Raw genomic sequence first — 20,226 nt, 5'->3', positions numbered from 1 at the left:
GAACCAGGTCTTGACCCTCCTGCAAAAAATTGGCCGGCTTCCCTCCAAACTACCCGGATATAGGTCTGATTTTCCTTGTACACCAGGATGTTTGTGAGCGGGCATGAACTTTTTGATATGGGAATTGTTTGGTAAAAAATCTACTCCGGTTTATTGAGACAAGCAGGTTTTGTTAATCATAACCCTCTATCCCATCATGAAACCATGGAATCACCTTGCCGCTGAAGGACTGGCGGAAAAAATCCCTCATGAGCTGGCCGAACAAATGTTCGCCAAAATGTTTTCAATGTTCTATCATTTGCATCCCGGTATGAGTGATGAGCTGGTGAACAACATCCGCAAGCGCTGCGAAGTTGTCCGGTTCAAAAAACGCGCTGTTATACTCGACTATAACGAAGTGTGCCACTATTGCTTCTTTGCGCACACGGGTCTCGTCAAAGCTATCAGCGTAACTGAAGGAATAGAGCAGGTGAGCTGGTTTATGGGCGAAGATGATATTGTTATTGGCGTAGACAGCTTCTACGATCAGGAACCCAGTGAGGAACAATTAATTGCCCTGGAAGATACGGATTGTATTGCCCTGCATTGGGACGAGCTGCAGTTTATCTACGGCATGCACGATGATTTTAACAGGGTAGGGCGGCGGCTGACGGAATACTACTACCGCCAAGCTATGCGGCGCACGAAGTGGGTAGGCCTTCCTGCGGCGAAGCGGTACCAGCTGTTGTTTGAGGCGTACCCAAAGTTTATGGGGCGCGTGCCGGATGCAGCGCTGGCGTCTTACCTGGGGATTAATAAGGCTACGTTGAGCCGGATTAAGAGGGGTTTTCGGAAGAAGTAGGGGCTAATGTCAAGCGATGCGCTCCAATTAATCATTCTAACCTTAAAAAAAACAATTATGAAATCATGGCAACATTTAGTAGATAACGGTTTTGCTGAAGATGTTCCTGAAGAACTGTACAAAAAAATGTTTGAGGAAATGTTTAAATTTTTCGCTGACCTGGGGCTGGAGTTCTCCAATGAGCTTCAGGCGAAGTTGCGGGGGCATAGTGAAGTCATCCGTTTTAAGAAGGGAGCAGTCATTCTTGACTATCCGGAGTTCCGCAGCCATATCATTTTTGCTGCAATGGGGTTGGTAAGTATAGAACTTCAACAGGATGGAAAGAATGTGCCGATATGGTTTTTGGAGGGGAATGGCGTAATAGCACCCTTTGATCCACCGGGAGTGGGTGCCCCGATAGCGGAACGGTTTGTAGCTGCGGAAGAGACCGATTGTATTGCGGTACATCTGTCACATATTGAAAGGCTTGTCAAATATCATCCGGTACTCGTATCGATCATGTATAAACTGCCAGAGTACCAGTTGGAACGGGCTGCAAGGTGGCTTGAAGGCGTGGGATTGACAGGTGCGGAAAAGTATAACTGGTTTTATAAGGAGTTTCCGGCGGTTTGGAGCGTATTCCGAATTCTTTGCTGGCTTCGTTTCTTGGGGTTTAGGAAGGGGAGTTAGGGGGGACGCAGCTAGATTGATTGTAATAGGGAATCCTCTTTGCTGATAAGGCGCTGCAAACCGTTTCGGCGTGCGGAGTTAAGCGGATAAAGTTCCTTCGGATCGATCATATTTATCAACTTGTGCAGAAAGCTGTCGGGGAGAGGCCGGGTGATTGTGAGAGAAGGTTGCTCAATTTATTCAGTACCTTAGGTCTCCCACAACGGCGGTAGCTTCTTTTGAGGCGCCCTTGCATAAATTCGAGTATGTCAGTCGCTTGGTCGAAATAGAATAGCATGCATTTGCTGTACACCTTACTCTGGCAGAAGATTTTCAACTGCCGGAAATTATTGAAAAATGCCGTGCCTGGTATTGCGATTACCTAGCATGGGAGGATAACAACATTATTGGAGATGATGAATAAAAAAGACAACAGAGGCGGCGCCAGGCCGACCGCCGGCCGGAAGTCAGCAGAGGAAAAGGGTTTCGAGAAGAGAAAGCAATACCCGCTTACCATTCCACCGGGCGTATACAATGAATTTCATACCCGATACGGCCGTTCCTGGGCTCGCAGGGTGGAGGAACTGATGCGACAGGATTTAGCCGAAAATCCGTTGTGACTTGCTTTCAATTATTCAGTACCTTAGGCCTTTCACAACTCACTTCTGTACTGCCGCCTATTTCCGGCGTTGTGACTTGCTTTCAATTTATTCAGTACCTTAGGTCTTTCACAACCGAAGTAGGCCCCTTGGAAGTATTCCGGCAGTTGTGACTTGCTTTCAATTTATTCAGTACCTTAGGTCTTTCACAACGGTGCAGGCTGACCTGGAAGCTACAGGGTAGTTGTGACTTGCTTTCAATTTATTCAGTACCTTAGGTCTTTCACAACATGGGCTTTTTAGACAGATATGAAGTGACAGTTGTGACTTGCTTTCAATTTATTCAGTACCTTAGGTCTTTCACAACTATTCACCATGCTTCCCCATTCAAAATTGTGTTGTGACTTGCTTTCAATTTATTCAGTACCTTAGGTCTTTCACAACAAGCGGAGGGTAGAAGACGTGTTAAAAGAGGTTGTGACTTGCTTTCAATTTATTCAGTACCTTAGGTCTTTCACAACCCTGAAGAAATTGGTAGCTGCTCAACAGGAGTTGTGACTTGCTTTCAATTTATTCAGTACCTTAGGTCTTTCACAACTATACCAAATTCGGCCCCGCAGGCAGATTGGTTGTGACTTGCTTTCAATTTATTCAGTACCTTAGGTCTTTCACAACAGGGAGGGGGCATACCAACATTCTACCGGGGTTGTGACTTGCTTTCAATTTATTCAGTACCTTAGGTCTTTCACAACCCACAATTTTGATAAGGCTACATGGCTGGAGTTGTGACTTGCTTTCAATTTATTCAGTACCTTAGGTCTTTCACAACGCAAGTGTTCCGGAGAATATGTCAACGTTAGTTGTGACTTGCTTTCAATTTATTCAGTACCTTAGGTCTTTCACAACATGAACTGGAAAACCTGGAACGTCTGTACGTTGTGACTTGCTTTCAATTTATTCAGTACCTTAGGTCTTTCACAACGATTAAGAAATGACAAGTTTAAAGCAGCCCGTTGTGACTTGCTTTCAATTTATTCAGTACCTTAGGTCTTTCACAACTTGTGGGTCAATAGGGTCTAATCTTTTCTTGTTGTGACTTGCTTTCAATTTATTCAGTACCTTAGGTCTTTCACAACTCTGGACAAAATTATCAAAGTACCATTCCGTTGTGACTTGCTTTCAATTTATTCAGTACCTTAGGTCTTTCACAACAACACCACCCCCTCTGCCCATGAGCAGTTGGTTGTGACTTGCTTTCAATTTATTCAGTACCTTAGGTCTTTCACAACCTCCCGGGTCTGGCGCATGGTCATGCTCCAGTTGTGACTTGCTTTCAATTTATTCAGTACCTTAGGTCTTTCACAACTTAAGAGAATTTTTTACCATAAAAAAAATTGTTGTGACTTGCTTTCAATTTATTCAGTACCTTAGGTCTTTCACAACGCGTATGGCGCATATCCCAAGTGGCGCTTGGTTGTGACTTGCTTTCAATTTATTCAGTACCTTAGGTCTTTCACAACTCATTGCCGCACTGCTACAACCGGCTGCATAGTTGTGACTTGCTTTCAATTTATTCAGTACCTTAGGTCTTTCACAACCAGCAGCTTTGTGATCACCCACAGTACAATGTTGTGACTTGCTTTCAATTTATTCAGTACCTTAGGTCTTTCACAACATCCGGGTCCAAATGGCCTACTATGACCAAGTTGTGACTTGCTTTCAATTTATTCAGTACCTTAGGTCTTTCACAACAATCACTCATTTATAGAGACAAATTTCATGGTTGTGACTTGCTTTCAATTTATTCAGTACCTTAGGTCTTTCACAACAGCCCAGCGGCCACTTACCGAGGAAATGGGGTTGTGACTTGCTTTCAATTTATTCAGTACCTTAGGTCTTTCACAACCATCCCATGACAGATGAAGCTGTTCAATCCGTTGTGACTTGCTTTCAATTTATTCAGTACCTTAGGTCTTTCACAACAGCCCTGTGCCGCCTGTTACTAAACCCAGGGTTGTGACTTGCTTTCAATTTATTCAGTACCTTAGGTCTTTCACAACTACTCAGTATCAGGATACACCCATAGAATAGTTGTGACTTGCTTTCAATTTATTCAGTACCTTAGGTCTTTCACAACTGATGCGTGGAGTGTAGAGCAGGCAACCGGGTTGTGACTTGCTTTCAATTTATTCAGTACCTTAGGTCTTTCACAACGCGGAGGGCGAAGCAGTTCAAGGCAGACCAGTTGTGACTTGCTTTCAATTTATTCAGTACCTTAGGTCTTTCACAACGCTGGAACTGAACCGGCTGTACAGCAGGAAGTTGTGACTTGCTTTCAATTTATTCAGTACCTTAGGTCTTTCACAACAATAAAGTAGTTAACATTGCTGAGGATGGGTTGTGACTTGCTTTCAATTTATTCAGTACCTTAGGTCTTTCACAACAATATATGCTTTGGGAACAAGAGGAATTACGTTGTGACTTGCTTTCAATTTATTCAGTACCTTAGGTCTTTCACAACACTTAAAAACTGTACAATTCCATGAAAACAGTTGTGACTTGCTTTCAATTTATTCAGTACCTTAGGTCTTTCACAACGCTGTCTCGATACGACCTATTCATTTCTCAGTTGTGACTTGCTTTCAATTTATTCAGTACCTTAGGTCTTTCACAACTTCAGGCGATATAACGCCTGTAATACTATCGTTGTGACTTGCTTTCAATTTATTCAGTACCTTAGGTCTTTCACAACAGATTCTCTTGAAGTGAAGACCTGTGGCTGATTTAAATGTATTTTCAGGAATAAAAAAACAGGGCATTCCCCTGTTTTTTTATTCCAACTAGAACAGTTCCAGCTGTTGTGGAGGCGCCATTGCCACAGCAGGTTCTTTACCGTGGAATATTTCTATCATCCCAAATTGTTTATCCGTAATCGTCAATATGCCAACATGGCCCTTGGGGGGAAGTATCTTTTTTACCCTTTTTGTGTGCACATCGGCATTTTCCTTGCTGCTGCAATGACGCAGGTAAATGCTGAACTGAAACATCTGGAAGCCGTCTGCCAGGATTTTCTTTCTGAATTGGGCGTAAATCTTCCGGTCTTTTTTTGTTTCTGTGGGCAGGTCGAAAAATACAAGTACCCACATAACGCGATAGGCATTTAGTCGGTTAAACATTAATACGTAAATTCAGGATACAGTATTTTCCGGGAACTGCCTTCAAAACACTTGGCCAGGGATGAAGTGGTTCGTTGCACTGCATTCATAAGCGGGCTCTTTTGACCGTCTATTATCACGTCCATGGCTGGAACGCTTAAAAGTTGCTTTTTGAGGGTTAACCCCAAGTCCAGGAAACGACCGTTTGCCCGGATAATGTCGCATACTACTTTGTCGACAAATGGGCGATAAGGTTCCATAATATCATCCGCCAGGCAATAGGCATTGTATTGATTGCGGTGGAATATGCCGAGCGTGGGGAGGAGGCCACTACCTACCAGGCCCCTTGCCACTATTGCCCTTAAAATAGCATATCCATAGTTCAGGAGATTGTTGGGAGGATTGCCCTCCCGGTCGCGACGAAACTCCAGGAAATCCGGGAACACTTTTTTCCAATAGTAGCTGGCGGCTTTGGCTTCGGCGTTTTCTGCGTCACCACTCTTGACGTTTTTGGCCAATGTGTCAAGGTATTTATAGTCCTCTCGCTGCGAACGCAAGAGCATGGCTTGGTTGGAAATCTTAGCCATGACTGTTTGCTGCCATAGCTGTTTTTTAAGAGGTACAGAAGCTTCCACCTGTGCCTTGAATTTTTGGCTTTGTAAGGTGTTGCCGTCAAGATTAAAGAATAAGCCTGCCGGATGGTGCGCCTGGTCGCATGTAACCAGGGCTACATTGTTTTCCAGAAGTTTGGCCAGGAGGGCTTGGGTAATGGTTATTTGAGGATTGTCCAGCACCAATAATCCTATGTCCTCAATAGGAATTTGTTTCACTTCCTCGTCACCGGGTAATTCTGCCAATAATTGCTCCTGCCGTGTTTTTAGATAGGCAGGATTCCCGAAATAGATGGTACGCTTGATCATTATTCTGGCGTTATTTCCGGTTGGTGTGATGGATTAGGCTGTTTGTGACGGATTATTTCCCTTCCATTGGCTTCGATAATATTCCCCAATCTGTCAACACGTACTTTAATACAGATGCTTTTAATCATTTGTCCGTCCCAGGCCCTTTCAGATTTGTTATTCGACCCAAGCTCCTGGTTTTTGTCATCAAGCGGCCGGGCAATATGATGTGGTACAAAAAAGCATTGAAGCTTGGTAAAGCTGACAACTTTATATATCCGATGTTGTATCTGGCCTATATTTTCCCAGTTGATGTTGTTTATGTCTTCGCCTGCTTCAGGAACATACACAAGGTCGTTGGGAGACAGAATGATGGAGCGATGGCCCTCAAGTGTTTCTGCTATCGGCCACTTGTTGGCCAGCCGCTCAATTGCTTCCATCAGTGGAACAGTGCTTTTTTCAGTAATTACCCTCTGGCCGGTTGAAATATTCTCGTATATTACAAAAAACAGGTTAGTCCCTTTATCTCCTTCCAGCAGCTTTCCGTTCATATCTATTTTCTTGCCTATTTCTTCATAGATGGTGACTTTATGAATGGGTTTGCCGGCTTTCCTGTTGAGGAGATCAAGCGCTTCGCCTTTAAAGGCGAGATTCGGATCGCCCTGATATTCCTCCAGGTGTTGCAGCAGCAAGCTGGCGAGCCAGGAATTCTTTGCATAAGGGATTTTGCCGATTTTGTCTGCAGTAAAGGAGTTATCCAGTACAACCCGTTTTGCAGCATAATTGTTAAATACAGTAACCTGTAATTTGGAAATTGTGCTACCCTGACTGTCCACCAGGGGATGTTTCTTCAGGTGTTTTTCTGTTTCTTTCAGGTCATATGCGCAATTCTTTAGTAATTCATTCAATTGTTTACGCAACGAAGCGTCCGCTACCTGCGAAGCCAGGTTCCGGGAGGAGCTTTGCAATGCCTTGAGTTGGATATCAAGCGCCTGTTTTAGTGTTACGTCTTTGTACTCCCTGAGAGTAATTTTGCCGAGCGGCTCTTTGAACATGGATTTTCTTATTGCCGTGAGGTCGCCCTTCTCTTGCTTGACCAATTGTTTTTTCCACGTTCCTTCCTGTGTTTGGACCCATTTGGTATACTTGTTCACAGCCTTGCTTAAAAGGCGGTTCCGGTTTTTGTGGGAAACAATTACCTGCTGCAACTTTTCACGGGCTTCTTTGGTGAAGCTTTCCCAGGGCAACACAAAATCGCTGTACCTTGTTTTGACCAGGTACCTGTATTTCCCTGTTTCGTCCGTAGCGTTCAGAGAATTGAGGTATTGTATGTGCTGGCGTGTGGTACAGGCAATAATTAACGCATCCAAAGCATGGTGCCTGTGATCAACACGCTTGTAGTCTTTGTTGAAGTGAATGTTATTATGGGCTGTGTCAAATTGAATGAGTGACTCGCCGGTAATCTGCTGCAGCCTTTCAAACCGCGGCAATAATATTTCCTTCCAGACCCGGTTTAGTCCCCACTTGTCTTTCAATTCACTGGTAATCTGGCCAATTGTAAATACAATTCCTTCTTTTTCCCTGGCAACCGGGTATAGCAACTCTGCCAGTTTCCGGGTAATGTACCGTGTGTCGTTGATCTGGCGCTGGATAAAATCCCTGGGAATATCTTCCCTCATCAGGTTCCTGTATTTGCCGCCCTGGAAGGTCTGTTGACAATGTGCATAGTATGAGGTAGCATCCATCAATGTAAAGGTGGACCCCTTGTGGGTGATGGTACGGCCCCCGTCAGTCTCGATCAATTGCCTGGCTGTGCGGTTCCCCTTATAGTCATTCACACATGTTTCACAGATGGTTTTGTTGAGGAACGAGTCATCAAAGAACCGGGAGCGGGGTATGATGTGCTCAATCTCGTATTCAGCCGTGAAAAGTTTGCTAAGGGGAATTACTTTTCCGGTATAGGGAGAAATATGGTTCTGTTCTCCCCAAAGCTTATAGCGTTCTATCTCGCTCCTTGTAGGCTCTTTTGAAAACCTGACCGCGGTAGTGCGGGCTATTTCGTTGCCGGTGTTTTCCCATAGCCTGATGCGTTCAACATCAGCGGGAGAATCAGGGTTGGCGTTCTGCAGTTCCCGTAATATGGCCAGGATCCTTTTCCTGTCGGCTTCGTTCTCACGGTTCTTTTTATCGGCTTTTTCCCTTTCTGCTGCCGTCTTTTTCAGTTCACGGGCCAGCTCGATGTGAATTTCAGATGGCTGTCCGTATTGCGCCCAAACGTCTTTTGCCAGGCTCAGGCACTCTTTTATGATCTGTTCAACAACCGGGTTGCGCAAGCTGTTGTTAGGGATCAGCAGGGGAACGTTGATGTCATCCGGTGTCTCGTACTTGCCACTGTTTTCACGCTCCGAATGACGGTTATAAACCACATAACAGGCTTTAGGAACGGAAAGGCCTTTAAAGTCAGAAATTTCATGCAAGTTAAAGCTGGCTATCTTATCGCGTGCTTCGTCACTGATTCCCAAGGCATATTCACCCGTTATTATTTGTTCGATGCGGGTTTTTATTGAAGATGGGATATTGTCCCAGTTAAAATATTGCCCGGAGCGCATCAGGGGCAGCAATTTCCGGATGGCCTTAGAGGAAAAGGCCGCATATTGTTTGGGAAGGTCAGGCAATTTCGAGAGGTGGGCGATAACTGGTTCCGGTAATCCCAATGCGTGTTTAGGATTGGAAAGGGCACTGGTGATTTCCTTTCGGCTGTTTAATGAATAAAGGATATGCCACAGGCGGTAGAAGGTATCTGCATTGTCCAATAACGAGTTGCCCTCCTCATAGTTGTGTTTTTTAAAGACCTTCCGGAAAACGGCTTTTGTCTCATTGCCCTGGAAGTCCCTGTCTGATGGATAGTTAAGCCGGTACCTGGTGGTGCTGAGACCCAATTCTTTCAATATGGCATGATGAGAAACGCTTTCGCGGCTGTCAAAGAGTGCAAAGAGCAAGCCCTTCTTTTCATCAGTTAAGTGCTGTTCCGTTGTATCTACGTCTAACAGCGGCTTGCCTTCTGTTTCGACGGTTAATTCCAGCACTTTCAGGTTATGTATTGTTTGCCAGATACGAAACTCCTGAAATTCGGGGCTTGACTTTGGCGCTACTTTTATGCCATAGCCATTTGCTTTTTTTTCAAGGCTGCAGTGGCCAACACTATGTTTTTGGGAGCGTAGCGGGCGCTGGTAGTAAATGATATCTCTTGAGAGCAGGTAGTATATATCATTGGCAAGCAGTTCTTTCTGTTTGGCGTTATTATTTTTATATAGAAGCTTTGCGATTACAGATAGTTTGGAAGTGTCATTCAGCTCAGAATGGAATGTGGCCTGTTTTTTCCAGATGGCCTCAAACTCCCGTTCATACAGCGATCTATCTATAATGTTCTGTCGGATACGATAATTGGGGTCAGCGGCAAGACGATGAAAAAAGTACTCACCAGGGTGGTGCCCGGATTCAAGAATGCTTTTTTCCAGTGCTGCTTTCTTTTTCTCCCAATCATTGGGGTCGGGTATGGCAAATGTATATGTAATTTCACCGGACTTGGTGGTTTTCCTGGTTACTTCCAGCTCCATTTCCTTTCCCTCCCAGTCAGGAATGGCCCGCCGTTTTATTTGACCGTTGATATCTCCGGCAGTTACATTAAGGGTTTTAATACCCTTTTCTTCTGAAATTTCAGTGATGTGCGATACGGTCAGTATTTGCACCCATTTCTCAAAAAGAGGGTATTTAATTTCATCCTGCTCTTCGTCCTTTTCGTCTTTTCTTGAACTCCTGAAACCTCTGCGCTGGTTCATCATGTAAATAATGCGGACGAGGCCGGAGAGGGGGATGGGGTGTTTAAGCGCTTTTGTACGGAGGTAATAAACGATCCAATCTTCCGGGATGTTTTTATTGCCAAAGGCTTCCTGCGCTTCTGCTATTATGGATGCGTCAAATGGCAGATACTGACGCATGGTAAAATCTTTAATTGCTTCAAAGTGTGTGGGGAAGTCTTCCGGCATCCATCCCAATGTTTTCAAGGCGGTTATTAACCGGGTTCTCCTGAGACGAAAACGTTGCTTTAACCGGCGGGCCATTCTGGCCATCCGGCGGTCTGCTGTTTTGGATACCGTAGCGCCAGACTCAAATTTCTGCATGGCATCACCATCCATAGGGATAACGCGGCTGCCCAGGCCTAAGATGTTGCCTGCCTGGCCAAACTGGTTTAGGGAGATGACGGCCCAGCCAATGGAATTGGTACCGACATCGAGACCAAGGATTTTTTTCATAATGTAAAATGGTTATCTTTACAAAGAAGCAAGTCACAATAAGGATTATTCCGTAGTGCAAACTTTCACAGTAGTCCCGCCCAGTGCGGGATTGTTGGTTTTTATAAGTCACCTTCACAGTTATACAGGGATAACGTTCTTCATATCGTGGCTGCATATTACAACCTCATTTTACGGCAATTATTGACTTTTATTTGTTAATGGCTGGTTAATGAGACTTGTGGTCTCAAACTAAACCCTCAATCCACACAAACCGGCACCCTCACCGTCTGCCCCGTACCATCAAAATTCCCGACATACTGCGGCCGCCACTCAATCTTTTTGCAGCGGCGCCTGGAGGAACTTGAACTGGCAACAATATCCCTCCGCAGCACATACCGGAACGTAAGCTTCGTTCCCGCCGGCAGGCCATTGTCAGAAGGTTTCAGCGTTTTTATTTCTGTAAGCAGCTCCAGGCGGGTATCCGCAATTTTTCCGGAGAATTTGAATTGCTGGGGGTAAACTTTCCCGCTTCCTGTAATAACACCGTTTTCTTCCACCTTCAGCTGTACGCTGTCCGACTGGCATATCCAGCTCTTCCGGGAGGCGACGCCGTCAACCGCAAATCCGGCATCCCCTTTTTTGTTGCTGATAGCCCCAAAAACGATCATCTTGACCTTGCCATGATCAGCGCTGGTAAAATGCGCGCTGGCCTCCCCGAAATCTGTTTTGACGTAGGTGCCGTTGGGGCGGATGATGTCTACCTGCACCGTTCCCATGTAGGGCGTGCCGCCGTAGGCTTTCAGGAAAGTGGCGTTGTCTGCCTGGTTGCTGCTTGTTAGCAGCACCAGCAGGGGAAGCAGGCAGATCAGATAGAGCGATATGCGTGGGTTAAGCATGTTTGTAGTCTTGAGTGTCTTCTTAAAGTTACGATTTTGTCCAGATCAGCCTGTTATAAAGTCCATTTCTCCCCCCGCCAAGGTTGCATTCGGACGTTAATTTTGTTGCAAAATCTATCGCCATGAAAATAGCAGGTTTCAGTACATCTTTTTCAGTAGACAAAACTCCGGAGGAGGTTTTTAACGCCATTAACAACGTTCGCGGCTGGTGGTCTGGAGAAATTGAGGGTGAGACGGACAAGGCAGGCAGCGAGTTCAGCTACCGCGTACCGGGGTACATTATTCCCGGCAAAAAATAACAGCCCATATTCCGGGAGAAAAAATAGTCTGGCATGTAACGGATGCTGAGCTGGACTTTGTGCAGGATAAACAGGAATGGAAAGGCACGGACATTATTTTTGAGATGGCCGCTAAAGATGGTAAAACAGAAGTCCGTTTTACGCATGTTGGGCTGGTGCCTGCATTTGAGTGTTATGATAGCTGCTCAAATGCGTGGGGCATGCTGGTGAATGGTAATTTGAGGAATTTTATTATTACCGGGAAGGAGCAGCCAAGTCCCTGGTGACAGTTCATATAAAGGCAGAACAGGTAAAAAAGAAACGAGAAATGTATTATATTAGCCCCGGATCAGCTTAGCAGGATGCTGTTTCCATAATTTGCACCCGTTTTCCTGAGGATCAGTACTATTGTCAGCCACTCAACCATACAATGAACATGAGATGCTGCTGCGCGTGGCAGAAGGTGACAAGAAGGCATTTGCTAGTCTTTTTGATCATTATAAAGGCCGCCTGTACAATACGGTATGGCGCCTCACCAATGATATACAGCTGGCGGAAGAAGTAGTGCAGGATGTATTCCTGAAGGTATGGTTGCATAAAGAACGCCTCAGGCAGATCAGCCATTTCCCAGCATATCTTTATACTATTGCCCGGCGGGATGCCTATCGCGCCCTGAAAAAGCTTGCCAGGGAGAGAAGCCTGGTGATGCACGATGAACTTCCTGAAAGTGCCATGGCACACATGGGCACAGACGAACTTGTTAGCCATAAGGAATATGCAATTCTATTAAATCGGGCTATTGACAGGTTGCCACGTAGGCAACGGGAAACGTTCATCCTTATACGGCAGGAAGGGTTGAGAAGAGAGCAGGCCGCGCAACAACTGCAGGTGTCTCCCGAAACTGTGAAGTACAATTTGGATGAAGCCATGCGGAAAATCCGGGCATATTTCCACGCCCATAGCGATCTTGGCTTCATTTTTATCCTCTTTCTAGATAATTTTAGAGAATATTTTTAATGATTCCCCCCCAAAACAGCCTGTTAATGCTTCTATAGCATAAAGATTGTTTATGTCACAGGCACGCATTGCATTTCTTTTTGATAAATGTATCCGCCAGGTGGTGTCTGAAACGGAGCGTAACGAGTTCCTTCAGCTTGCTGCAATGCCGGAGCATGAAACTTTTGTAACCGGGTTGCTGGAAAACCAGTTTGCCGCGGCTGTAACAGAAGCAGGGCCGGATGAGCAAGTGAGCAGTTCTATCTTGTCTGCGATCTACGCTGCCACCCCGACCAACCAACAAGAGAAACGAGGCTTCCGGTCCATCCGCCGTACCTGGTGGGTGGCTGCGACCATACTGATCTTATTGACAACCGGGGGAAGCTGGTGGCTGGTTCGCCGCGATTCACAGCCACTGGCGCCGGGTGTTGCCGCTACTGTTGAACAAGACTTTCAGCCAGGGGGAAACAAGGCGAGGCTGATTCTGGCGGACGGATCGGTGATTTCCCTTGATAGCACCGGGCGGCAGGTCCTACAGCAGGGCCCGGCCACCATATGCCAGCAAGGCGGTCAGTTGGTGTACGACGTACAAGGCGGCATATCTGAAATTTCATACAATACCCTTATCACTCCCCGCGGCGGGCAATTCCGGGTAACCTTGCCCGACGGTTCAGCGGTATGGCTCAACAGCGCCAGCTCTATACGGTATCCTACTGCATTTTCAGGCAAACAACGGGAGGTAGGAATTACAGGTGAAGCATATTTCGAAGTGGCAAGAGACGTACGTAGGCCTTTCAGGGTAGTTGTTAATACCACCACTACGATAGAGGTATTGGGGACGCACTTCAATGTTAATGCGTATGGTGGTGAGTCCGGTATTAATACCACACTGCTGGAAGGCCGGGTTAGAGTAATGCAAACAGCCGGCAGGAGGAATGCAGTAACGCTGAGTCCCGGTCAGCAAGCCCGGGTTGCGGAAGACCTTCCAGCACCGCGGATCAGCGTGGTTGATAACGTTGATGTGGAGAACGTGCTGGCCTGGAAGAACGGACTTTTTTACTTCAGTGGTTTGACCTTTGAGCAGGTAATGCGGCAACTGGAGCGCTGGTATGACATAGAAGTGGTGTTTGAAGGCAAGGTACCTGACAAGGAGCTGATCGGCAAAATGTCCCGGGATGTTCCGTTAAGTGTGGTGCTGAAGTACCTGGAAAATATTGGTATCCGGTACCGGCAGGAAGGAAGAAAGCTGGTGATTATGTCTTTTTAGTATAAAAACAGCCATCAATAAAAAGCCGGGAACGATTGGACCCGTTCCCGGCAAAGTCTGGATGGTCTATAAACGGCTCACAACCATTTTATTTACAACCAAACCTTTTGCAATTTATGCAAAAAAAAAGCTTTTGGCTACCCTTTTGCCTATGGGAGCAGGGGGGGCGCTTCACTAAAATCATGAAGGTAATGCGTATCACCGCTCTTCTATTCACCATTTCCCTTCTTCATGTGCGTGCATCCAGTTCAGCTCAGACCATTACGCTGTCTGGCAAAGGCCTGACGCTAAGACAGATTTTCAGGTCTGTGGAGGAACAAACCGGTTATGTAGCGCTGTACGATAAAAGCACTTTCGGGCAGCAGCATACTTTTTCGATTACGGCGAGCCGTATGTCTTTGACGGATTTCCTGGATGTATTGGTCAAGGGCAAACCTGTTTCATATGACATTCAGGGTAGAACTATATTCTTTGTTCGCAAAGCACCGGCGGTAGAAAAAGAAGGACGGCTTCTGTATGCGTCCCATATACCTGGGCATGATACCTTGAGCGGGCGTATTGTGGATACTGCAGGAAAGGCGCTGCCGGAAGCTAGTATTATTGTAAAAAAGCAAGGAGGTGGAACAAAGAGTGATGGGGACGGGCGTTTTATAATTCAAGTGGCAGAAGGAGATGTGCTGGTGGTGTCTTCCATTGGGTATGAAACAACGGAGATTGTTGTTAACAGGCCTGTGCTTGACAAACCGGAACTCACGATTCTGCTTAAACCTTCAATTATGAAATTGCAGGACGTTGTAGTAACCGTGAATACAGGGTATCAAATCCTCCCAAAAGAAAGGGTTACAGGTTCATTTTCGTCAATCAGCAACAAAGATCTGTCTGAGCAATTGGGCCCCAACATCCTGGAACGGCTGGATGGCATGACCAACGCCCTGCTGTTTGACCGTGCCGCTATGAACAATACCAGCAACAGGGCGCAGGCAGCTTTGACAATCAGGGGAATTGCCACTATCGAAGGCAACAAGCGCCCGCTGATAATAGTAGACAACTTCCCTTATGAAGGGGATATTAATAATATTAACCCGAATGAGATCGAAAGTGTAACGCTCCTGAAGGATGCTGCTGCAGCTTCCATCTGGGGCACCCGTGCTGGTAATGGGGTGATTGTGATCGCCACAAAAAAAGGGCAGTACAACCAGCGGTTAAGAGTCGGCTTTAATACGAATTTTACAGTAGTGGGCAAGCCGGATATCTACTATACGCAGCCCATGACTGCTTCTGACTATATTGATGTGGAACAGATGCTTTTTGCACAGGGCTTTTATGATTCAAAAATTGCAGATACCCGGAATTATCCGGTGCTTTCCCCGGTGGTGGAATTACTGTCAAAAGCAAAAAAGGGGCAGATATCCGTAGATGACGCAAATAATGAAATAAACAAATTGCGCGCCTACGATGTGCGTAGAGATTTTGACAAGTATGTATATCGGAACGGCATTAGCCAGCAGTATGCCGTCAACATGCAGGGCGGTACCTCCAAGACGGGCTATTTCCTTTCCGCCGGGCATGACAGGAACATAGATGTGCTTTCCGCCGTGTATGACCGCTTCAATCTCCGTTCCAACAATACCTTCAAATTATCTGACCGGTTGACCGCGTCAACCGGTATTTCGTACAGCAACAGTACTTCACGTAACGGCAAGAAGGGATATGGTGCTGTCTTTACCAATTCTTCCGGGCTGGAACCTTACACACGACTTGCAGACAACCAGGGAAACGCGCTGCCGGTAGTAAAACATTACAATGAACAATATATAGATACAGCGGGTGGGGGCAGACTAATGGATTTTCATTATTATCCCCTGCTGGATGAGCAATATCTGACTGCCACTACTAACATCCAGAACGTTCAGGCACAGGCTGGCTTACAATACCGGTTGTTCCGCGAACTTCAGCTAGACCTGAAATATCAATATGAACGTCAGCACCAGGAAGTGAAGAGGGTACAGGGCATGAACAGTTACGATACAAGGATGTACATTAACCAGTTTACGCAGCTGGACCGCAACACGGGTGCTGTCAAATATCCTGTGCCCTTGGGTGCTGTTTATGACCGTTCAACGCAGGTTGTGCAAGCGCACAATATCCGCGGGCAACTGAACTACGGCATCTCGAAGGGTGACCATGAGCTGAATGCCGTAGCCGGGGCTGAAGTACGCGAAGTGCTTACCCACTCCGCCAGTGGGAGGGTATATGGTTATGATGAAGAATTAGGTACCTCCGCTAAAGTAGACCTGGTAAATCCTTACAGACATTTTCTGCTGGGCACGAATATATTCATTGCCGATAATACCGCTTTCGGTGAGCAGTTGTTCCGTTTTCTTTCATGGTACGGCAATGCGGCTTACACCTGGAGAAACAGGTACACCTTTTCTGCCAGTGTAAGGAAAGATCAATCGAATGTTTTCGGGGTTAACTCCAATGAAAAAGGAGTGCCGCTGTGGAGTATGGGCATTAGCTGGCTGGTTTCTGCAGAACCCTTCTATGCCGCCGGGTGGCTGTCTATGCTTAAAGTGAGGGCTACAGCTGGTTACAACGGCAATGTAGATCTCAGCCGGTCTGCCGTTACTACTTTGCGGCACATCGGGTCTGCACAGGTCAGCAACTTCCCTTATGCAGTCGTTTCCCAGTTCGGCAACCCTGACCTGAGCTGGGAGAAAGTGTTCATGGCGAATGCGGGTATTGATTTCGAGGCATTTAACAAGCGGTTGTCCGGCACAATAGAGTTTTATGTCAAGAATGGGATAGACCTGTTTGGACCCTGGTTGATGGACATCACTGCCGGCGTTGGTGCTACTATCAAACGGAATGTGGCAAATATGAAAGGCCGGGGCCTGGACGTTGAGTTGCATAGCAGTAATATCACCGGAAGACAGGCATACTGGAAATCTGATTTACTGTTGAGCTATAATACCAGCAAAGTGACACGCTATAGCGCAAGCGCATATGGCGTTTCCGATGGCACCTCCATGTACCTGAAGGAGGGCAAGCAGCTCTTCCCGGTAATCAGCTACCGCTGGGCCGGATTGAACAGCGAGGGAGCTCCGCAGGGGTATGATAGCGAGGGAAAGCCAACTACTGATTACAATGCATTAACCGGCCTAAGGGACACGCCGGATGAGTTTGCATACAGCGGCTCTGCGGTACCAGAACTGTTCGGGAGCCTGCGGAACCGGTTAGGCTGGAAGAACCTGGAATTATCTTTTGCTATCAGTTATAAACTGAACTACTCCTTCAGGCGATTGACAACGGATTATAACCAGCTGTTCTCCGTAGGGCGTAATCATGCAGATTTTTCAGAACGGTGGATGCAGCCAGAAGATGAGCGTCGCACAAACGTGCCGGCCATGACCTATCCTGTCAATAGCACTGCTATGTCGTTCTATACCGCTTCGGAAGCTACGGTGGAAAAAGGGGGAATAGCCAGGTTGCAATTCGTCAATCTTTCATGGACGTGGCGTGCCCGGGACGAAAGCCCTTTCAGTGACCTGAAAGTATTTGTGAATGCAAGCAACCTGGGCGTATTATGGAGGGCCAATAAACGCGGGCTTGACCCAGATGTGATCGGTTGGTATGCTATGCCTGCCGGCAGGAATTTTTCCGTTGGGGTCAATGCAAATTTCTAAGTCATTAAAAAGAGTATTATGTCAGTTAAAAGCAGCTATATCCGTTTAGTTACATTTTTCCTTTTGAATGTAACGATAATGACGTCCTGCCGAAAATTTCTGGATGCTAAACCCGATATTGCACTGGTAGTGCCGTCAAAGATCAGCGATCTGCAAGCGTTGCTGGACGATAATTCCAATATTTTCAACCTTCAGTACGGCGCATATGGTGAGGGTAGCGCAGATAACTATTACTGTCCCTATACCTTGCTGAGCGGCCTGAACGAAGCGAACCGGAACCTGTATACATGGGGAGAGGAGCTGGTATTCGAGTCAACCCCCAATGGTTGGGACCAAGCCTACAAAGGTATCATGCGCGCAAATATTGCGCTGGAGGAAATCGAAAAAATTGCCTACGACCAGAATACCCGGCAGACATGGGACAATGTGAAGGGTACAGCCTTGTTCTTCAGGGCGTTTACCCATTGGAGGATTCTTGTCAATTTCGCTGTAGCCTATGATGAGCAAACCGCTTTGAAGGATCCGGGTATTCCGCTGCGGCTAAACGGCAACTTCAACGAAACCTCAGTCCGCTCCAGTGTACAGGCGTGTTACAATCGTATTATAGAAGATCTCCGATCATCAATCCCTTTGCTGCCGGCATTGCCACAGCATGTGTTACGCCCGGCAAAGGCGGCCGCTTATGCTGCGCTGGCCAGAACGTACTTGTCCATGCGCCGCTATGAAGAAGCCGCAAAGTATGCGGATTCGAGTTTGCAGCTTCAATATACTTTGATGGACTATAGCAAGTTGAACGGGAACAGCCCATATCCGGTGCCCCAATTTAATGAAGAAGTAGTGTACCAAGTGCGTATGGGTATGCCGGCACTGATCAATAACACCAATGGCAGAATAGACACGATGCTGTATGCCTCCTATCACGAACATGACCTGAGAAAGCAGCTGTATTTTGCCAGGAATTCCGATGGCACATATGGTTTTCGCGGTGGTTACTACGCCGGCGGAGGTATGTTTACAGGCATTGCCGTAGACGAAATGTATCTCACCAGGGCAGAGTGCTATGCCAGATCAGGGAGGGTAGACCTTGCCATGAGTGATCTGAACACGCTGATGGTTAAACGCTGGAAGCAGGAAGAATGGCATCCTCTTGAAGCCGGCAGCAGTAAAGAGGCGGTTGATATGATACTGACAGAAAGAAGAAAGGAATTGCTGTTTAGAGATCTCAGGTGGATGGATATCAAGCGCCTCAATAAGGAACGCGAACACCAGATTTCGCTCCGTAGAGACCTCAATGGTACTATCATCACACTGCCTCCTAACGACCCGCGTTATGCGCTGCCTTTTCCAAGAGATGTAATCCGTATTTCCGGGATGCCGCAAAATGCCCGCTGACAAATTGAAGCTAAAGTCTGAAAGAAATTATATGAAACATTTGATCAAATGGCTGACGGCCTGCAGCCTTTTGCTACCCGTAATGCATGCCTGCGCCCAAACGCCGGCCGGCTTATCTATCGGTGAGAAGGTGCCGGAGCGGGTCTGGAATGCATTACCTGTTAATAAAGACGCTGAACTGATTATACTGGATTTCTGGAATACCTGGTGTACGAGTTGCATAGCCGCTTTCCCTAAAATGGAATCGTTGCAGCAGCAGTTCGGTAAAAAGATAAATATTGTGCTGATTACCACTGATACGCACAAAGATATACAAGCCCTGTATGCAAGGAAAAACATGCAGGGTAAACGCCTTCCTCGTTTTCCGTCGATAACGTCTGATACCGTTTGGGGTCGGTTATTTCCATACAGAATGGTGCCACAGCATGTATGGATAGGAAAGGACCGGACAGTAGTTGCGATTACTGAAGGTGCAAATACTGATGCTGCCGGCATCAGCCGTTTCCTTCAAGAAGGCAGTATTGTTTTGAAAGAAAAGAGAGACCTGATAGATTTTGACTATGACCTTCCCTTGTTTAGTGGCAAAGACATGCCGGCAGATCAATTGGTTAGTTATTCCATACTCATCAGGGGAAAGGTAGGTCTTCCCGGTAAGGAGCGTTCAAAAAGGGCGGGGGATGCGGCTTACCGTCTTACTTTCACTAATCGCACGCTGCTGCGGCTATATGAATCCATTATGCATCACATGGTTAGTGGATACAGTCGTAAAAGGCAGATATTGGAAGTGCAAGAGGATTCCACACTGGAAGCCCTGTACTCATACGATATCATTGTACCGATAGCAGACACTACCCGGTTGCATGAATATATGTTACAAGATCTCAACCGCTATTCTCCGTTATACGGCAGTGTAGAACAAAGGAACATAACATATCTTTCTCTGCAGCGCAGTAATAGCGCTACTATATATGAAACACAAGGTGGCCCCCGGAAAATACACTACCACAACGCAGCATTGCCTTCGCTTTTGAATGTCACTTTTGCTCATCTGACCACGCTGTTGAATGCTGTACTGCCTGCTGAATTACCGATAGTTGACGAAACGGGGTATAAGGGAAGAATTGACATCCGGTTTTCGGGGCCTGTGCAGGATATACCTGGACTACGTATAGAACTGGCAAAATACGGGTTGCAACTGGTGGAGAAAAAAGGGGTGATTGACATGTTTGTGATCCGGAATAAAGAGGGGCGGTAGTAGCCCGGCCAGGCCGGTA

The 20,226-nt window shown here is 46.5% G+C and carries 12 protein-coding genes and 2 CRISPR repeat arrays; of the genes, 8 read left to right on the top strand and 4 right to left on the bottom strand.

Features of this window, described 5'->3' with window-relative positions; translation table 11 throughout:
- Nucleotides 1–196: 196 nt before the first annotated feature.
- Together ABDW36_RS15825 and ABDW36_RS15820 are read left to right on the top strand one after the other, a co-directional pair.
- Nucleotides 197–841: a Crp/Fnr family transcriptional regulator gene (locus tag ABDW36_RS15825; protein ID WP_343702893.1), complete on the top strand. Its 645-nt coding sequence runs from the start codon at nt 197–199 to the stop codon at nt 839–841.
- A gap of 57 nt (nt 842–898) precedes the next feature.
- Entirely contained in the window at nt 899–1,510 is a 612-nt protein-coding gene (locus ABDW36_RS15820; protein WP_343702892.1) for a hypothetical protein, read from the top strand.
- Between the two features lie 667 nt (nt 1,511–2,177).
- A CRISPR array of direct repeats spans nt 2,178–3,070; the repeat unit is 47 nt; unit sequence GTTGTGACTTGCTTTCAATTTATTCAGTACCTTAGGTCTTTCACAAC.
- A 107-nt stretch (nt 3,071–3,177) separates the two neighbouring features.
- A CRISPR array of direct repeats spans nt 3,178–4,840; the repeat unit is 47 nt; unit sequence GTTGTGACTTGCTTTCAATTTATTCAGTACCTTAGGTCTTTCACAAC.
- 88 nt (nt 4,841–4,928) lie between these two features.
- Here ABDW36_RS15820 and cas2 read toward each other — a convergent pair.
- The 4 genes from cas2 to ABDW36_RS15800 all read right to left on the bottom strand — a co-directional run bounded on the left by cas2 (nt 4,929) and on the right by ABDW36_RS15800 (nt 11,333).
- Nucleotides 4,929–5,234, bottom strand: coding sequence for a CRISPR-associated endonuclease Cas2 (gene cas2, locus ABDW36_RS15815; protein WP_343702891.1), 306 nt, complete (start codon nt 5,232–5,234; stop codon nt 4,929–4,931).
- Between the two features lie 29 nt (nt 5,235–5,263).
- Nucleotides 5,264–6,163 carry a type II CRISPR-associated endonuclease Cas1 gene (gene cas1 / locus ABDW36_RS15810; protein ID WP_343702890.1) on the bottom strand — a complete coding sequence of 300 codons (900 nt, stop codon included), beginning with the start codon at nt 6,161–6,163 and terminating at the stop codon, nt 5,264–5,266.
- Entirely contained in the window at nt 6,163–10,455 is a 4,293-nt protein-coding gene (gene cas9 / locus ABDW36_RS15805) for a type II CRISPR RNA-guided endonuclease Cas9 (RefSeq protein WP_343702889.1), read from the bottom strand. The genes cas1 and cas9 overlap by 1 nt, the downstream gene beginning before the upstream one ends.
- Nucleotides 10,456–10,694: 239 nt before the next feature.
- Entirely contained in the window at nt 10,695–11,333 is a 639-nt protein-coding gene (locus ABDW36_RS15800) for a hypothetical protein (RefSeq protein ID WP_343702888.1), read from the bottom strand.
- Between the two features lie 122 nt (nt 11,334–11,455).
- On the opposite strand from ABDW36_RS15800, the gene ABDW36_RS15795 reads away from it, so the two are divergent.
- The 6 genes from ABDW36_RS15795 (at nt 11,456) to ABDW36_RS15770 (ending at nt 20,207) form a co-directional block, all read left to right on the top strand.
- Nucleotides 11,456–11,632: a hypothetical protein gene (locus ABDW36_RS15795; RefSeq protein WP_343702887.1), complete on the top strand. Its 177-nt coding sequence runs from the start codon at nt 11,456–11,458 to the stop codon at nt 11,630–11,632.
- A 420-nt stretch (nt 11,633–12,052) separates the two neighbouring features.
- The gene (locus ABDW36_RS15790) at nt 12,053–12,628 is read left to right on the top strand and encodes a sigma-70 family RNA polymerase sigma factor (RefSeq protein WP_343702886.1); all 576 of its coding nucleotides are present in this window, start codon (nt 12,053–12,055) and stop codon (nt 12,626–12,628) included.
- A gap of 52 nt (nt 12,629–12,680) precedes the next feature.
- Entirely contained in the window at nt 12,681–13,874 is a 1,194-nt protein-coding gene (locus ABDW36_RS15785; protein ID WP_343702885.1) for a FecR domain-containing protein, read from the top strand.
- Between the two features lie 35 nt (nt 13,875–13,909).
- Complete coding sequence (locus tag ABDW36_RS15780; RefSeq protein WP_343702884.1) at nt 13,910–17,560, top strand: SusC/RagA family TonB-linked outer membrane protein; 3,651 nt, start codon at nt 13,910–13,912, stop codon at nt 17,558–17,560.
- An 18-nt stretch (nt 17,561–17,578) separates the two neighbouring features.
- Entirely contained in the window at nt 17,579–18,952 is a 1,374-nt protein-coding gene (locus ABDW36_RS15775) for a RagB/SusD family nutrient uptake outer membrane protein (protein ID WP_343702883.1), read from the top strand.
- Nucleotides 18,953–18,983: 31 nt separating this feature from the next.
- Entirely contained in the window at nt 18,984–20,207 is a 1,224-nt protein-coding gene (locus ABDW36_RS15770) for a thioredoxin domain-containing protein (RefSeq protein ID WP_343702882.1), read from the top strand.
- Nucleotides 20,208–20,226: the final 19 nt, after the last annotated feature.

It is taken from the genome of Chitinophaga sp. (assembly GCF_039596455.1).
Lineage (GTDB): Bacteria > Bacteroidota > Bacteroidia > Chitinophagales > Chitinophagaceae > Chitinophaga.
This window is presented reverse-complemented; position numbering and strand designations above follow the sequence as displayed.

Coding starts and splice junctions, on each gene's coding strand:
- ABDW36_RS15825 (WP_343702893.1), top strand. CDS start 197: ATGAAACCATGGAATCACCTTGCCGCTGAAGGACTGGCGGAAAAAATC.
- ABDW36_RS15820 (WP_343702892.1), top strand. CDS start 899: ATGAAATCATGGCAACATTTAGTAGATAACGGTTTTGCTGAAGATGTT.
- cas2 (WP_343702891.1), bottom strand. CDS start 5,234: ATGTGGGTACTTGTATTTTTCGACCTGCCCACAGAAACAAAAAAAGAC.
- cas1 (WP_343702890.1), bottom strand. CDS start 6,163: ATGATCAAGCGTACCATCTATTTCGGGAATCCTGCCTATCTAAAAACA.
- cas9 (WP_343702889.1), bottom strand. CDS start 10,455: ATGAAAAAAATCCTTGGTCTCGATGTCGGTACCAATTCCATTGGCTGG.
- ABDW36_RS15800 (WP_343702888.1), bottom strand. CDS start 11,333: ATGCTTAACCCACGCATATCGCTCTATCTGATCTGCCTGCTTCCCCTG.
- ABDW36_RS15795 (WP_343702887.1), top strand. CDS start 11,456: ATGAAAATAGCAGGTTTCAGTACATCTTTTTCAGTAGACAAAACTCCG.
- ABDW36_RS15790 (WP_343702886.1), top strand. CDS start 12,053: ATGCTGCTGCGCGTGGCAGAAGGTGACAAGAAGGCATTTGCTAGTCTT.
- ABDW36_RS15785 (WP_343702885.1), top strand. CDS start 12,681: ATGTCACAGGCACGCATTGCATTTCTTTTTGATAAATGTATCCGCCAG.
- ABDW36_RS15775 (WP_343702883.1), top strand. CDS start 17,579: ATGTCAGTTAAAAGCAGCTATATCCGTTTAGTTACATTTTTCCTTTTG.
- ABDW36_RS15770 (WP_343702882.1), top strand. CDS start 18,984: ATGAAACATTTGATCAAATGGCTGACGGCCTGCAGCCTTTTGCTACCC.